This window comes from Microbulbifer flavimaris, from assembly GCF_001641755.2.
Lineage (GTDB): Bacteria > Pseudomonadota > Gammaproteobacteria > Pseudomonadales > Cellvibrionaceae > Microbulbifer > Microbulbifer flavimaris.
This window is the reverse complement of the sequence record NZ_LRFG02000002.1, coordinates 91,843-108,046: the sequence shown is the minus strand read 5'-3', so window position 1 is coordinate 108,046 and position 16,204 is coordinate 91,843. Positions and strand designations below refer to the sequence as shown.

At 59.6% G+C, this 16,204-nt stretch carries 12 protein-coding genes and 3 tRNA genes; 6 read left to right on the top strand and 9 right to left on the bottom strand.

The window, feature by feature from the left end; genetic code table 11:
- Positions 1-81: 81 nt before the first annotated feature.
- From pyk to AWR36_RS05295, 6 genes are all read left to right on the top strand, one after another.
- Positions 82-1,521: a pyruvate kinase gene (pyk, locus tag AWR36_RS05320; protein ID WP_067082178.1), complete on the top strand. Its 1,440-nt coding sequence runs from the start codon at positions 82-84 to the stop codon at positions 1,519-1,521.
- A 355-nt stretch (positions 1,522-1,876) separates the two neighbouring features.
- Positions 1,877-4,423 (top strand): TonB-dependent receptor, encoded by a 2,547-nt coding sequence (locus tag AWR36_RS05315; RefSeq protein WP_067082175.1) that lies wholly within the window; start codon positions 1,877-1,879, stop codon positions 4,421-4,423.
- Positions 4,424-4,544: 121 nt separating this feature from the next.
- A complete protein-coding gene (locus tag AWR36_RS05310) occupies positions 4,545-5,267 on the top strand; it encodes a SapC family protein (protein ID WP_067082172.1) in 723 nt (240 codons plus the stop codon).
- 20 nt (positions 5,268-5,287) lie between these two features.
- Positions 5,288-6,856 carry a tryptophan halogenase family protein gene (locus AWR36_RS05305; RefSeq protein WP_067082169.1) on the top strand — a complete coding sequence of 523 codons (1,569 nt, stop codon included), beginning with the start codon at positions 5,288-5,290 and terminating at the stop codon, positions 6,854-6,856.
- Between the two features lie 6 nt (positions 6,857-6,862).
- Positions 6,863-8,407, top strand: a complete 1,545-nt coding sequence (locus AWR36_RS05300; RefSeq protein WP_067082166.1) for a tryptophan halogenase family protein — start codon at positions 6,863-6,865, stop codon at positions 8,405-8,407.
- Complete coding sequence (locus AWR36_RS05295; RefSeq protein ID WP_067082163.1) at positions 8,407-9,441, top strand: sulfite exporter TauE/SafE family protein; 1,035 nt, start codon at positions 8,407-8,409, stop codon at positions 9,439-9,441. The genes AWR36_RS05300 and AWR36_RS05295 overlap by 1 nt, the downstream gene beginning before the upstream one ends.
- Positions 9,442-9,930: 489 nt before the next feature.
- Here the strand turns inward: AWR36_RS05295 and AWR36_RS05290 are convergent.
- From AWR36_RS05290 to ispE, 9 genes are all read right to left on the bottom strand, one after another.
- Positions 9,931-10,005 (bottom strand) — tRNA-Gln (locus AWR36_RS05290).
- Positions 10,006-10,042: 37 nt separating this feature from the next.
- A tRNA-Met gene (locus AWR36_RS05285) sits at positions 10,043-10,119 on the bottom strand.
- A 123-nt stretch (positions 10,120-10,242) separates the two neighbouring features.
- Positions 10,243-11,157, bottom strand: coding sequence for a DMT family transporter (locus AWR36_RS05280; protein ID WP_067082160.1), 915 nt, complete (start codon positions 11,155-11,157; stop codon positions 10,243-10,245).
- 75 nt (positions 11,158-11,232) lie between these two features.
- Positions 11,233-12,324: a redox-regulated ATPase YchF gene (ychF, locus tag AWR36_RS05275; RefSeq protein ID WP_067082157.1), complete on the bottom strand. Its 1,092-nt coding sequence runs from the start codon at positions 12,322-12,324 to the stop codon at positions 11,233-11,235.
- Positions 12,325-12,397: 73 nt separating this feature from the next.
- Entirely contained in the window at positions 12,398-13,006 is a 609-nt protein-coding gene (gene pth / locus AWR36_RS05270) for an aminoacyl-tRNA hydrolase (RefSeq protein WP_067082154.1), read from the bottom strand.
- Positions 13,007-13,017: 11 nt separating this feature from the next.
- A complete protein-coding gene (locus AWR36_RS05265; protein WP_067082150.1) occupies positions 13,018-13,656 on the bottom strand; it encodes a 50S ribosomal protein L25/general stress protein Ctc in 639 nt (212 codons plus the stop codon).
- A gap of 187 nt (positions 13,657-13,843) precedes the next feature.
- Positions 13,844-14,773: a ribose-phosphate pyrophosphokinase gene (locus AWR36_RS05260; protein ID WP_067082148.1), complete on the bottom strand. Its 930-nt coding sequence runs from the start codon at positions 14,771-14,773 to the stop codon at positions 13,844-13,846.
- A gap of 456 nt (positions 14,774-15,229) precedes the next feature.
- Positions 15,230-15,304 (bottom strand) — tRNA-Gln (locus AWR36_RS05255).
- 10 nt (positions 15,305-15,314) lie between these two features.
- A complete protein-coding gene (gene ispE, locus AWR36_RS05250) occupies positions 15,315-16,199 on the bottom strand; it encodes a 4-(cytidine 5'-diphospho)-2-C-methyl-D-erythritol kinase (protein ID WP_096866631.1) in 885 nt (294 codons plus the stop codon).
- Positions 16,200-16,204 lie beyond the last annotated feature (5 nt).

Sequence of the window (16,204 nt, the reverse complement as noted above, 5' to 3'; positions counted from 1 at the left end):
AAAAGAGTAGGGTGAGGTATTCCCCACCTTTTCGGGCGCCTTCGGGCGCCCTGTATGCAACTGAAAAGTAATTTCCTGCCTATGATCCGCCATACCAAAATCGTCGCCACGCTTGGCCCAGGCACTGACAAGCCGCGCGTTATTGAAGAAATGATTCGCTCGGGCGTGAATATCGTGCGCCTGAATTTTTCCCACGGCTCTGCCGATGACCATCGTCAGCGGGTGGAAGCGGTACGCGAGGCCGCTGCGGCGCAGAACAAACTGGTGGCAGTCCTCGGCGACCTGCAAGGCCCCAAGATTCGCATTGCCCGTTTTGCCGAGGGCAGCATCTGGCTGGAAAATAACAGCGAGTTCACCCTGGATGCGGACTGTCCGCCAGAAGCAGGCGACGTGCACCGGGTAGGGGTGGATTACCCGACCCTGATTGCCGACTGCGAGGCGGGTGACATCCTGTTGCTGGACGATGGCAAGATTCGACTGGAAGTCACCGGCACAACACCGCAAAAGCTCTACTGTCGCGTACTGCAGGGGGGCAAGCTGTCCAACAACAAAGGCATTAACCTGCTCGGCGGTGGCCTGTCTGCGCCGGCCCTGACGGAGAAGGACTACCGCGATATCAAGCTCGCCGCCGAACTGGATGTAGATTTCCTGGCCGTAAGCTTCCCGCGCAGTGCGGAAGACCTGGAAACCGCGCGTAAAGCGATGGAAGCCGAGGGCAGCAAGGCTGCGATCGTCGCCAAGGTGGAGCGTGCCGAGGCGGTCGCCTCCGATGAGCAGATGGACGAGATCATCCTGGCCTCTGATGCCATCATGGTGGCCCGTGGCGACCTGGGCGTGGAGATCGGTGATCCCTCCCTGGTGGGTGTACAGAAAAAACTGATCAACCGCGCCAACGCACTGAATCGTGGCGTGATCACGGCGACCCAGATGATGGAGTCCATGATCACCAGCCCCACGCCGACCCGCGCCGAGGTTATGGATGTGGCCAATGCGGTGCTGGACGGCACCGACGCGGTGATGCTGTCTGCCGAGACCGCAGCCGGTGACTTTCCGGTAGCTGCGGTTGAGGCGATGAGTGAAGTGATTGTCGGTGCCGAGCGCTACCTTGGCAGTGTCAATCGTCCGGCTGCCCAGAGCAGGGCATCGGATCGCATCGATACTGTGATTGCCCAGGCGGCGGTAGACGTTGCCGCCCGCGTGGAGAACCTGGTTGCAGTGGTTGCCTTGACCGAGTCAGGCCGCACGCCGCGCATGATGTCACGGGCCACGACACATTTGCCGATCTACGCGTTGACCCGGCACCCGGCGGTAGCACGACAGCTGGTACTGCTGCGGGGCGTGGAGCCGGTCGTGGATTTTGACCCGGCGGAAATCCCCCTGGGTCACCTGACCGAGTCCATCGTCGAGGTGGTCGGCTCACGCCTTGAGCTGCAGAAGGGGCAACGGATCCTGATCACCCAGGGCGACCGCCTGAATGTTGGCGGCCAGACCAACGCCATGCGTATCAAGGAAATCGAGTAAGCTCCCTGCCGCCGCGCCCGGGGTGGGTGCGGCGGCGCTGTTCTGACGCCCCCTTCCTCGCCTCACTGCCCATCACCGAATTTCTTCAGCGATCGTTAAGCCTCTGTTTTATCGGGAAAATTTTTCCTGTGACAGTTCGTGTTGTTTAAAATTCAACCAGTATTCGCTGCCAGGGGAGCCCAAACTGCCTGCCGGGTTGTAGCTTTTTCGATTTTTTCTGTGTATTGTCGAATATAAGAATGACAGCGCTATCAAATAACAACAAATGACAGCGCTATCATTCGGCGGTACCAAGGTGAAAAACTAAAAAAAATCTTAACCAAACCTTTATTCCAATAAAAAGGAAGGGAAATCGATGCTAAAGCGCAACCAACTCGCACTGTCCATCAGTGCGGCTGTGCTCAGTAGTGGCCTTATGGCCCCGCTGGCTACAGCTCAGTCCGACCAGGCCCTCGAAGAGGTTACCGTCACCGGTATTCGCGGCTCCCTACAGGACGCTCTCAGCACCAAGCGCGATTCTTACGCGATTGTCGATGCTATTTCTGCCGAGGATATCGGCAAGTTCCCGGACAAGAACGTCGCAGAGTCCCTGCAGCGCGTCCCCGGTGTGACCATCCAGCGTCAGTTCGGTGAAGGTGCGGCCGTTTCCATCCGCGGCGCGGGTAACGACCTGACTCTGACCACGCTGAACGGCCAGAATGTTGCCTCTACCGGCTGGTTTGTACTGGAGCCGGCCAAGCGCAGCTTCAACTACGAGCTCCTGCCGTCTGAACTCGTTGGTGACATCGAGGTGTACAAAAGCTCCCAGGCCGATCTGGCTGAGGGCGGTGTCGGCGGTACCGTGGTGATCAACACCCGCAAGCCGCTGGATCTGGACAGCATGACTCTGCACGGTTCTGTCGAGGCTTCCTCGCAGTCCGACTCCGACTCCACCGATCCCCAGTTTTCAGGTCTCGCCAGCTGGAAGAACGACGCCGAGAATTTCGGTGTGCTGGTTTCTGCCGTCTCCCAGGAGCGCCAGCTGCAGCGCCAGGGCAATGAGGCATTCTGGGAGTGGGGTGCCGGTCCGGTTGCTTTCGAGCAGGAGCGCAAGCGCTCTGCAATCAACGCCACTTTCCAGTATCAGCCCACTGAAAACCTGGATATCGTCTTCAATGCCATCGACATGCAGATGGAGGCGGATAACACCAACTACGCACTGTGGCTGACTCAGGGTAACTGCGGCTGGTGCGGAGTCGACGTTGACCCGGCTGACCAGATCAACGGCACCACTGCCCGTGGCCCTCTGAACGTTGCATACCTGCAGGCTCGTCCGCGCGAAGCGACGATGAACTCCGATGTGTTTGACCTGAGCGTGGATTATGCAGGTGAGGGTTATGAGCTGAGCTTCCAGGCCGGCCAGACCTCTTCCACAGGTGGTACCGATTTTGAGATGGTCGCGGACGATGGTTCCGGCGGCACTCCAATTCCCGGTGGTACCTACGACTTCTTCGGCGGCGGCCAGAGCTGGGACCTGAATGGCTTTGACCTCGGCTCCTATGATCCGGGTAGCGTGGTTATGGGTACAGGTGCCAACTTCAATGCCACGCCCAAGACTGATGAAGAAACCTACTTCCAGGCGGACCTGGAGTTCGAGGTTGAGTTTGGCCTGATCAATGCCATCAAGACCGGTATCAAGACAGCCGATCACAACACCACCAGCCGCCGTTTTGAATTCCTCCAGGCGGATGGCTTTGATCCGAGAATCTCCACGGCTGAAGTACTGGATGGAACCATCGAGTCCGGCGCGGGTAGCTACGACATCCCGAAGCTGGATGCAGATGCGCTTAAGGCCTGGGCCAAAGCGTCAATCGTGGGCAAGGTGGAAGATCTCGGCTCCTATAGCGAAATCGACGAGACCAACAACGCCCTCTATGCCATGGCTACCTTCGACGGGGAGCGGGTGCGCGGCAACTTCGGTGTACGCTACATCTCAACCGAGGCCTCTTCCATCTACTACCTCGATGAGCAGCGCGGCAGCACCAGCGCGGATTACTCCGAAGTTTTGCCCAGCTTCAACCTGGCCTACGATCTGTCGGATGACCTGATCCTGCGTACCTCTGCGGCCAAGGTCATCGCCCGTCCGCAGTACGTGGATATGTATGTGAACCCCAACGTTCTGGGCGCTGACGATGAGATCGACAACAACCAGTTCTGGGTAATCGGTAACGTGGGCCTGGAGCCCTTCACCGCGAACCAGGTGGATCTGGGCCTTGAATGGTATTTCGCCGAGGGCTCCCTGCTCTCCGCTGCCGTGTTCTACAAAGATGTGTCCAATTTCGTGACCATCAGCGAGTATCAGGCTTCTGCCAGCGAAATACCCTTCGATCTGCCTGCGAGCGAGCAGGGCTTCGGCTGGACCGTGCAGGAGAAGGATAACGGCGAGAGTGCTGACATCACCGGTATCGAACTGGGTTATCAGCAGGACTTCGGCAACGGCTTCGGTGCGATTGCCAACTACACCTGGACCGACACTAGCACGGCCCGGGATACCTTCACCGACGGCAACCCGTTCCTGAGTGACAGCTCCGAGAATGTGTACAACCTGACCGGTTATTACGAGAACGACATGTTCTCTGCCCGTGTGGCCTATAACTGGCGCAGTGAGTACATGATCCGTGAGTCTGGAGCCTACGGGAACCGACTGCACGACGACTTCGGCAGTCTGGACCTGAGTGCCGTTTGGCATGCCACCGATAGCGTGGATGTCAAGCTGGACGTAAACAACCTGCTGGCCGAGGAATCCGTACAGCTGGGTAACAACGTCGAGCCGACCCCCGGGTCTGGCTTCACCGCAGGCTTCCCGCTGTACGAGTACGAGACGGCTCGTCGTGTGAACCTGGGCGTGTCCGCCAAGTTCTGAGGAATGCTCCTCAGGTAGTGAAGTACCGGAAAAAGGGAAGTTTTTGCTTCCCTTTTTTCGTTTGAAAAATATACTGGGCCAGTCGAATTAACAGAATAACCAACGAACTGAATGGTGTTGTATGACCACTGAACAGACTCCCAAGATCGCTCCCCTGCATAAAGAAGCCCACGGCAAACTGAAGATCCGTGAGCTGGGCAGCTTTGAGCACGTAAAGAACGCCCACATGGTGCCCGTTACCGCCCATGAGTTCACCCGACTGGGAGCCGAGTACCCGATCGTTTTTGTCAAGAATTCCGAAACCGGTGAGTTCCAGTCCGTGGCTCTGCTGGGTCTCAAGGTCGGTGAGAACCTGTTTGTGGATGGCGAGAAATGGCAGGGCGTCTTTGTGCCCGGCAGTGTCCGCAATCATCCCTTCGTTCTGGCTCCCGCGGGTGAGAACAAAGACCAGCTGATGGTGGGTATCATTGAGAACAGCCCGCTGGTCAGTGAAGCCGAGGGCAATGCCCTGTTCACCGACGAGGGTGAAGAATCTGATTACCTGAAGGCCAAGAAAGAGACTCTGGTGAGCTTCCTCGAGAGCGACCAGATGACCAAGGCCTTCGTAAACGTTCTGGTTGAGAAAGAGCTGCTGACTCCGCAGTCCGTTACGGTCAACGCCGGCGAAGAGAAAATCAACCTGAACGGCCTCTACATCGTCGACGAGAAGAAGCTGAACGAGCTGGGTGAAGAGGAGTTCGCTGACTTCCGCAAGCGCGGCTTCCTGCCGGCACTGTACGCTCAACTCGGCTCCCTGCACCAGCTCTCCAAGCTGGCCAAGATGCAGGCGACAACTGCTGCCTGAGGCAGCGTTGAAACTTGCTGATGGCTAGTGCGGCAACATCCGGTCACATCCAGCATGTGCTGGTTGTGGGTGGAGGTACCGCTGGCTGGCTGACCGCCAGCCACCTGGCCAAGAAGCTTCGGGCCCGGTCACCTGATGGTGTCCGGGTCACCCTCCTCGAGTCAGACAATATCCCGACTATTGGTGTGGGTGAAGGGACGGTGCCAGCCATCCGTCAGACGCTCCAGTATCTGGGAATCAGCGAGACCGAATTTATCCGTGAGTGTGATGCCTCCTTCAAGCAGAGCATCAAATTCGTGGACTGGGTGCACAATCCTGTCGCTGGTCGTAGCGATTACTACCACCATGTCTTTGACTATCCGGACACTCGTCGCGGTGACCTCACCCCTTACTGGCTGAAGCAGGCCGGCACCGGCCGCTCATTTGTCGATGCCGTCTCCGTGCAGGGGCTGGTGTGCGATCGGGGGCTGGGTCCGAAGAACATGACCCTGCCCGAGTATCAGGGGCTTACCAGTTACGCCTACCATCTGGACGCTGCAAAGTTCGCCCGCCTGCTGACGCGCCATGCGGTGGAGGAACTGGGTGTTCGCCATCTGCTCGGCACGGTAGAGCAGGTGCGGCGATCGGATGATGGCGACATTGCTGCTGTGGTCACTGATCGTCACGGGGCACTTGAGGCGGATCTGTTTGTAGATTGCACCGGCTTCGCCTCCCTGCTGCTGGGGCAGTCCCTGGATGTCCCGTTTATCGATCGCACCGATGTCCTCTTTGCGGACCATGCCCTGGCGGCCCAGGTGCCCTATGGGCAGATGGATGCGCCCATTCCGAGTTATACGATTTCGACCGCCCAGGAGAGTGGTTGGATCTGGGATATAGGGCTGCCGGAGCGTCGCGGAACGGGTTATGTATATTCCAGTGCGCACACCGATCATGAGCGAGCGGAAACGGTTTTTCGAAATTACCTGGGTGCCGCCGGTGAGAATGCCGAGGTGCGCCGCATTCCGATGAAAATTGGTTACCGGGATCGCTTTTGGGAGCGCAATTGCGTTGCCATCGGCCTGTCCCAGGGTTTTGTTGAGCCTCTGGAGGCGACGGGCATCCTCGTGTATGACGCCACGGCGAAAATGCTCGCCGATACTTTCCCGGCGAACCGCGAGGTCATGTCGACCGTGGCGGCGCAGTTTAATCGGCATGTCCGCTATGCGTGGGAGCGGGTGATTGAGTTTATCAAACTGCATTACTGCATTTCCCAGCGCACTGACAGCGACTTCTGGCTGGATAACCGTGCAGCGGAATCCATACCTGAAGCACTGCGTGAAAAATTGGCACTGTGGCGCTGCCAGCCGCCATCCGATTATGACTTTCCCAGCAAGATGGAAATCTTCAACCTGCCGAATTACCTGTACGTCCTCTACGGTATGGACTTCGTGACCTCTGCTGCGCACATCAGTAACCGCTTTGCGGATGATGACAATGCGCTTGCCCGTTTTGTCGAAATTGAGGCCGGGGCGCGGCAGCTCTGCGAGCAATTGCCCGCGCACCGGGAGCTGATCAGGAAGATCAAGCAGTTCGGCCTGCAAAAGATATAAAAAACCATGAAAGAAAAGCAGACAAGGGTCATCAATATTATCGGTGGCGGTTCTGCCGGCTGGATGACGGCCATTTACCTCAACCGTTATTTCAACCGCGGAAAAAAGAACTTTTCTATTCGTCTCATTGAGAGCCCGGACGTGGGCATCATCGGCGTGGGGGAAGCCACGGTACATAGCATCCGCTTCTTTTTTGCCGCGATGGGGCTTGATGAAGCAGAGCTGATGGCGGAGACCAATGCCACGGTAAAGGCGGGCATCATGTTCCGCAACTGGAATAAACCGCAAGGCAGCGAGCCGCATGAGTATTTCCATCCTTTCGACCAGCAACAGCCGGGTGGCTCTGTGGATATTTCCTCCGCCTGGTTTATTGCCAATCGGGATGCATGGCAGCGCTACGATCAGGCGGTAAGTCTCAATGCCCACCTTATTGAGGAGGGGCGTTGCCCGAAAACGATGTCGTCCCCGCCTTTTCAGGCAGTGACACCCTATGGTTATCACCTGGATGCGAAGCTGCTCGCCCGCTACCTGCGAAAGAACGCGGTGGAGGCTGGCGTAGAGCACGTAGAGGCCAGCGTTTCTGATGTCACGGTAGAGGGAGACCGAGTGCTGAGCGTGACTACGGATCGCGGCGAGTTTACCGGTGATTTTTTCGTCGACTGTAGTGGCTTTCGCGGGTTACTCCTGGAAAAGCTCGCCGAAGACAACTGGCACTCCTTCTCGGATGCGCTGCCGTGTGATCGCGCGGTTGCGATCCAGCGCCCTCTGCCGGAGGGCGATGGACCCAAACCCTATACCGTAGCTACCGCGCTCAGTAATGGTTGGGCTTGGCAGATTGACCTGGTCAATCGTCAGGGCAGTGGCTACGTGTATGACTCGGACCGCATTTCGCCGGAAGAGGCGGAGCGGGAGCTGCGTGAATTTCTCGGCCCGGACAGCGAGTCTCTCAAGTGCACGCATCTGGAAATGAAGGTGGGCTGCAGGGACCGATTCTGGATCGGTAACTGCGTAGCTATTGGCCTCAGCGGCGGATTTATCGAGCCTCTGGAATCCACGGGGCTGCATATGATCCACTTGGGGGTGAGCCTGCTGGCGACACATCTCGCTGCAGGGGAGGTGCCCCAGGCGCTTCGCGATGCCTACAACGAAAAAATGCGTGGCTTCTATCACGACCTGAAACAGTTCATTGTCCTGCACTACTGCCTCAGTGATCGCGATGACAGTGATTTTTGGCGCGGGGCTTCGGCAACGGTGGAGCATTGCCCCTGGCTGCAGCGTCAGCTGGAAATCTGGCGGCACAAAATCTGTGAGTACCAGGACTTCGCCGGTAGTTACTCCAGTATCTTCACCGATTCCAGCTATCGGTACGTACTCTACGGAATGCAGCACAAGCCAGACCTCGAGTTCGTGCTCTCAGAAGAGGAGCAGCAAGGACTGTTCCAGCGCTTTGAAGACATGGTTCGTCGCGCGAAAGTGGCGTCAATGGAACACAAGGCTTTCCTGCGTACCCTGCCCGCAGAAGTGCGGCCCGAGATGATAGAGGTCGGGTGATGGCGCTGTTGAGGGGCATGAAGCTCTGGCTAGCGGGTCTGCTGCTGTTTTATGTGGCCTGGCTACTGCTCGCCTTCGGGCTGGGGCACTGGGGCTTGGCCAGCGAGCACTGGCCAATGGCGCTGTCCATGGCTATCGGCAGTTACGCCGCCGGGTCCACGCCTATGGGTGGCGGCACGGTCGGCTTCCCGGTGCTGGTATTGCTGTTCGATATGCCCGCAAGTCTCGGGCGCGACTTCAGTTTCGCAGTTCAGTCCATCGGTATGGTCAGCGCAAGCCTCTTTATTCTGGCCCGCCACCAGACACTGGCGTGGCCGATGCTGCGCGGTGCCATGCTTGGCTCCCTGTTGGGGACACCACTCGGCATTCTGTTCGTGGCACCGGCCATACCTGACCTGTGGGTCAAGCTGGTGTTTGCCGTGCTATGGGGCAGTTTTGGCCTCCTGCACCTGTATCGGCTCAATGAGATCACAGCGCATAACGCCTGTCCCCACAGTGAGCCGCAGCGGGATTTTCGGCTTGGAGCCTGGCTTGGCGCTGTGGCCGGTGCCTCTGCGGTGGCGACGACCGGGGTTGGCATCGATATGCTGATTTACGCGGTGCTGGTGCTGATGTGTCGCGTGGATCTGAAAGTGGCGATTCCCACGTCTGTGGTCATCATGGCATTCAGTTCCGTGATCGGCGTGGTCGTCAAAAGCCTGTCTGGCGACTGGCACCCTCAGGTGTTTGGCAACTGGATGGCGGCGGCACCCGTGGTTGCCCTTGGGGCGCCCCTGGGGGTGTTTGTGGTCAGCCTGATTGGTCGCAAGCCCACACTGCTGGTGGTGGCCTGCTTGTGCGTGGTGCAGCTGTTCTGGACCTGCTACGTGGAGTGGCAGGCCATCGGTCCCGCGGGTGCGGTAATCGTGGCTGCGACCGTGCTGTTGGGGCTTCTCGGCTTCGAATGGCTGCGGTCGATTGGTCGGCGGCGTCCTCGTCCTGAGGCGTCCTCAGGCCTGTCTTCCAGCGGCATTCAGGTGCCCCAGGCCGGATGAATTCCGGCCCGGCTTGAAATCTATTCGCCCTCACTCTTTTCCCGCTAAGCTCCCCGGGATCGCTGGCGCTCGGCGAGTGCGCTGCTCACTGGCCCCACTGGTCCCTTCAGCTTCAACTCAGATAGATAGCTTCTGAGGTGGCTTCCGGAACAGGGGAGAAAATGGCTGGGGTAGTAGGACTAGCGTCGCCCTGTCGGGCTCACTAAGTCGTCCAGTTTGATCTCGATTTATAAAGCTTTGAAGTAAAGGCTGGATCGGAGAGGAAAATGGCTGGGGTGGTAGGATGAGCGTCGCCCTGCGGGCTCGCTGATCCATCTGGCTTCATCTCAAATGAATGGCTTCCGGATTGGGTTTGGATCAGAGAAGAAAATGGCTGGGGTGGTAGGATTAGCGTCGCCTTGCGGCTCGCTGGTCTCCGCTGGCTACCGCCAGCTCCGGCTCGAACCTATGTTTATCCGCTTTTCAGCAGTGGTTGAGCAGGTAAGAAAATGGCTGGGGTGGTAGGATTCGAACCTACGCATGACGGGATCAAAACCCGCTGCCTTACCGCTTGGCTACACCCCAGTAAAGGTGCTGCGAGAAGCCTCTCGCAGGAGGAAAATGGTAGCAAGGGGGAGACTTGAACTCCCGACCTCAGCATTATGAGTGCTGCGCTCTAACCAGCTGAGCTACCTTGCCACTGAAAGTCTCGGCTAACCGAGGGCGCGAATTATGGGACTCCAGGGTGGGGCTGTCAACCCCCTTTTTTGCTGAATTTTCAGTGAGTTAGCGTCATCGCCTGAACCCACCTGAGAAGAGTGTCTAGCGCCCCCTGCCGATTGCCGCGAACAGAGAGCCACTGGCGACAGTGGCAGCCCCCAGCCAGCTGATCCAGTTCATCGGCTCCACTTCAATATAGTCTGGCCAGACCGCGCCGATAAGGGCCCCGATCGCCAGTGTCAGTAACGGCACCAGTGCCAGGGTAGCGCTGACCCGGGAGGCTTCCCAGTGCGCCAGTGCCTTGGTAAAGGCGCCGTAGGCAATCAGGGTGTTGGCGGTGAGGAAGATCAGCAGGGCCCAGCCGAGCCAGTCCAGCGTCAACGCGGAAAGTGGATCCGCAAGCGGCAGGAAACACAGTGTGCCGGCAATGTAGATCAGCACCAGCAGGTCCTGGGGCTTGGCGCGGCCCAGGATCTTCTTCTGGAAGAAGCCGTAGATGGCCCAGCCCACGGCCGCCACCACGATCAGCCCGAGGCCCAGTAGGTAATCGGCGTCGGCACCGCTCGCCAGCTCCGGCAGTCGCTGGTTGAAAAACAGCGGCAGGCCGCCCACCACCATGGCGACCCCCAGCCACTGGCGGGGTGAGAAGTGCTCGCCCAGCCACAGGACGCTGGATGTCAGCAGCAGCAGCGGTGCCAGCTGGATCACGATCTGCGCGGCGCCGGCGGTGATGAAGTGCAGGCCGGAGGCGTAGGTCAGGTAGTTGGTCAGCAGCCCGAGCACCGCAATGACCGTCAGCGGTAGCAGCCCCCGCTCAAATAGTTGCCTCAGGTTCAGTTGCCGGGTCCAGCCGTAATAGGTGCCGGCCAGCACAGCCGCGCCCACAAAGCGGTACCAGGTGGCGGTGGTCGCGCTCATGGAATCCAGCAGGCCCTTTAGCGCAATCGGTAGCAGGGCCCACATGAATGCGGTGATCAGCGCCAGCGGCAGGCCGACTTTCCAGTTGGGTGGGTGCATGTTGACGATCGTCGAGGTTGGGGCGGGAGGGTGCCCCTCGATTGTCGAGGGGCGCGGTAGGGCGTGAGGCGGTAATCAGACGTTGAAGCGGAAGTGAATGACATCACCGTCTGCAACGACGTAGTCCTTGCCTTCCAGGCGCCACTTGCCCGCTTCCTTGGCGCCCGCCTCGCCATTACAGGCGACGAAATCCGCGTAGCTGACTACCTCGGCGCGGATAAAGCCTTTCTCAAAGTCGGTGTGGATCTTGCCCGCAGCCTGCGGCGCAGTGGCGCCCAGGGGAATGGTCCAGGCGCGAACCTCTTTGACTCCTGCGGTGAAGTAAGTGTGCAGGCCCAGCAGCTGGTATCCGGCGCGAATCACGCGGTTCAGGCCCGGCTCTTCCATACCCAGCTCTTCAAGGAACTCCTGCTTTTCATCGTCATCCAGCTCAGCGATCTCCGCTTCCAGCTTGTTGCAGATGGGGACAAGTACGGCATTTTCCTCGGCCGCAATCGCAGCGACTGCGTCCAGGTGCGGGTTGTTCTCGAAACCATCCTCATCGACGTTGGCGATGTACATGGTGGGCTTGATGGTCAGCAGGCTCAGCTCGCGCAGGTCTGCCAGCTCGTCATCGCTGAGGCCGAATGAGCGCAGGGGCTTGGCTTCGTCCAGGTGCGGCTGAATCTTTTCCAGCAGTGCCTTCATCTTGATGGCGTGCTTGTCCTGCCCTTTGGCGGCGCGGGTAAAGCGCTGCAGAGCCTTTTCCACGGTGTCGAGGTCCGCCAGAGCCAGCTCGGTGTTGATGACCTCGATGTCCGCGACGGGGTGTACCTGGTTGGCCACGTGAATGACGTTTTCATCCTCGAAGCAGCGCACCACATGGGCGATGGCGTCGGTCTCGCGGATATTGGCCAGGAACTTGTTGCCCAGGCCCTCACCCTTGGAGGCACCGGCGACGAGGCCGGCGATGTCGGTAAACTCCATGGTGGTGGGGATTACCTTCTGCGGCTTGACGATTTCCGCCAGCTTGTCGAGACGAGTGTCCGGCACCGGGACTACGCCGGCGTTGGGCTCAATGGTGCAGAACGGGAAGTTCTCTGCATCAATGCCTGCTTTGGTCAGGGCGTTGAACAGGGTGGATTTGCCCACATTGGGCAGGCCGACGATTCCGCAAGTAAAACCCATGGTGTTCTTTCCGTTGCGAGTGGCGCTGTGGCGCCGGTTGATTCGGGGTGCACCGACCCGGCACCGCGGAGGTTTATTTTGCCGCGGTGGCTGCCGTGTGCAGTGTTTTCATGGCCGCGCCCCAATCGCCTTCGGCGGCGATGGGCATCACGTCGACGGCGCGGTCGATCGCTTCAGCCAGTTGCTCCTGCTCTGTTCGGGGGGCGCGCTGCAACACGAAGTTGACCACTTCGCGGGCGCTTCCGGGGTGTCCGATACCCAGTCTCAGCCGCATAAAATCGCGGTTGTTGCCGAGCGAGGAGATGATGTCCCGCAGACCGTTGTGACCGCCGTGTCCGCCGCTGGACTTGAGCCGTGCGGTGCCCGGTGGCAGGTCGAGTTCGTCGTGGGCGACGAGAATGGCTTCGGCGGGAATCTTGAAAAAGTTCGCCAGCGGGGCCACTGACTGTCCGCTGCGATTCATAAAGGTGGTGGGAATCAGCAGGCGTACATCCTGCCCGCCGATCCGTACCCGGCCGGTGAGACCGCGGTACTTGCTGTCGGACGCGAGCTGGGCGCCGTGGCGGCGCGCCAGCTCGGTGACAAAGTCGGCACCGGCATTGTGACGGGTCCGATCGTATTCGGGACCGGGATTGCCCAGTCCCACGATCAGCTGGATCGGTGTGTCCGGTGCCTTGGCCAAAATATTGACCCTTACTCTTCGCCGCCTTCGGCCGCTTCGCCTTCTTCACCTTCCTCTTCGGCTTCGATGGCGCCGCGGGGCATGTGAACGGAGGCAACAACCAGGTCGTGGTCTTCGCCGTGGGCCAGGTCCACAGACTCGACGCCAGCCGGCAGCTTGATGTCGGAGATGTGAACAGTGCCGTCCAGCTCCAGGTCTGCCAGGTCTACCTCGATGAACTCGGGCAGCTTGGAGGCCGGGGCGCTGATTTCCAGCTCATTCAGGGTGTGGGAGACGATGCCGCCTGCTTTCACGCCCTTGCACTTGTCCTCGTTCAGGAAGTGCAGTGGCACTTTCAGGTGTACCTTGGTGTTGGCGGATACGCGCTGGAAGTCAGCGTGCAGCAGGATCTGCTTGGCCGGGTGGCGCTGCAGGTCACGCAGGATCACTTTTTCTTCCTTGCCTTCGATGTCGAGGGTCAGTACGGAGGAGAAGAAGGTCTCATCTTCCAGGGCCTTGAACATTTCCTTGCTCAGCAGGGAAATGGAGGCAGGCTTCGCCTTGCCGCCGTAAACGATGGCGGGTACACGACCTTCCTCGCGACGCAGGCGGCGGCTCGCACCTTTCCCTTCGTCGCTGCGGACGTTGGCGTTCAGTTTGAAATCAGACATGGGGTAAACCTCGGGTTGTCTGCCCAGAGCGACCTGCGACCGGACCGCTCTGGCGTTGCTGTAAATGGGGCACGGAAAGTCCCGTATCCCCAATAGTAAACGCCCGGCAGTGCCGGGCGGGCGCGTATTCTAAGGGAATCGCCGGGAAAGCGCTACAAAATCTGAGCGCGGCCCGGTTATCACGGCATCAGCGGAACATTGCTGACAGGGATTCCTCGTTGCTGATCCGGCGCATGGACTCCGCCAGCATGGCGGACAGGGTCAGCTGGCGGATCTTGGGAGCCTGCTCCATCTTGTTGCCCAGGGGGATGGAGTCGGTGACCACCAGTTCATCCAGAACGGAATTGTTCAGGTTCTCGATGGCCTTGCCGGACAGTACCGGGTGGGTGCAGTAGGCGACTACCTTCTTGGCGCCGTGCTCCTTCAGGGCATTGGCGGCGTTGCACAGGGTGCCGGCGGTGTCGACCATATCGTCCACCAGCAGGCAGGTGCGGCCGTTGATTTCACCGATGATGTTCATTACTTCCGCCACGTTGGCGGCGGGACGACGCTTGTCGATGATGGCCAGGTCGCACTCGAGGCTCTTGGCCACGGCACGGGCGCGAACAACACCGCCAATGTCCGGGGACACGACTGCCAGGTTTTCATATTTCTGACGCTCGATATCGTCCAGCAGAACGGAGGAGCCGTAGACGTTGTCCACAGGCACATCAAAGAAGCCCTGGATCTGCTCGGCGTGCAGGTCGACGGTCAGTACACGGTCGATGCCCACGCTCACCATCATGTCGGCGACCACTTTGGCGGAAATCGGCACGCGCTGGGAGCGCACCCGGCGGTCCTGGCGGGCGTAGCCGAAGTAGGGCACGACGGCGGTAATGCGGCCGGCAGAAGCGCGTCGCAGGGCGTCGACCAGCAGGATCAGCTCCATCAGGTTGCGATTGGTGGGCTGACAGGTGGATTGCACGACGAAGACATCCCGTCCGCGGACGTTATCGGTGATTTCCACGGCAATCTCACCGTCGGAAAAGCGCTTGACCACCGCCTCGCCAAGCGGAATTGCCATTTGGTCGACAATCTTCTGCGCCAGTTCCGGGTTGGCGTTGCCGGTAAAGACCATTAAGTCAGCCACTGCGAATACCTTTGGTTCTGTTGAGTTCTTCTGGACGTGAAAAGTGTAGATGCCTGTCAGTGTGTAAGCTTGTAGCGCGCGATTGCGTCACCTTTTGCTGTGGCGGCACAGGCGGCCGCGAAGGGGTAGGGCGTTTACCCGGTTTGTAAGCTGTGCGGCATGGATAATGCCGCCTCCAGCCAGCCTGTCGGCCGGGCCGGGTGTCCCGCCGGTCTCAGGGATGAGTCCGGCGGGGATGAAAATGGCTGGGGTGGTAGGATTAGCGTCGCCTGCGGCTCGCTGGTCTCCGGCGGCCCCGGCCGGTTGTCTCGCACTTCGTGCTCGGGGCTGCGCCCCGCCGTCCGTTTACTTCTACTCCGACGCCCAAACTCGCTTCGCAAGTTTGTCGGCTCGAACCTGTCGAGTCGCGGAGATCTGATCTGCATTAACGCAGTCAGCGAAATATGGCTGGGGTGGTAGGATTCGAACCTACGCATGACGGGATCAAAACCCGCTGCCTTACCGCTTGGCTACACCCCAGTAATCTTTTTCACTTGCCACTGGTGGAAGTGAGTTTCGCGAGCGCCGTGTGTGCTGGCGATGTGTTGACGCTGGCAGCAATAAAGCCGCGCCAACCCTCAGGCCTCTGCTCGAGGACCTCCTGCGCCTCTGATTCGCTCGGGAAGGCGGCGAATACGCAGGCTCCAGTGCCGGTCAGTTGCGCTCTGGCGTGCTGTTGCAGCCATTGCCGAGTCGCTTGGATCTCGGGGTATAGCTGCTCCACCAGAGGCTCGCAATCGTTGCCAGCGTGGCTTTGGAGCCAGTCGCTGTCCAGCACCCTGTCGCGAAGGTGCGCTAATGTAATTGCGGCAGAATCTCTTGTCAAACCCGGGTGACCGAATACCGCCGCGGTGCTCACATGGCAGTCGGGAGCGAGGACCAGAAAATGGCAGGGTGCGGTTCTGACCGGCACCAGTCGCTCGCCGGTTCCCTCTGCCAACGCGGTATGCCCGGCAACGAAAACAGGAACATCGGCGCCTAACTGTCGACCCAGTTTAGCCAGTTCATCGACGGACAGACCGCAGCGCCAGAGATGATTGAGGCCGAGCAGTGTTGTGGCCGCGTCGCTGCTGCCGCCGCCGATGCCGCCGCCTGCCGGCAACCTCTTCTGCAGGCGGATGTGCGCCCCCTGCGCTGTACCGCAGGTGTTCTGCAGAAGCTGCGCGGCGCGGTAAACCAGATTGTCCCGCTCCGGCACATCCACTCCCGGCGCCTCCACTGAAAGCCCGCTGTCACTGCGAAGCTCAAAGTCGAGGGTGTCGCCGTAGTCCAGCAATTGAAACAGGGTCTGTAGCTCGTGGTAGCCATCGGGGCGACGGCCGAGGATGCGAAGAAACAGGTTTAGTTTGGCGGGTGCGGGGAGTTGCAGAGACATGCTTG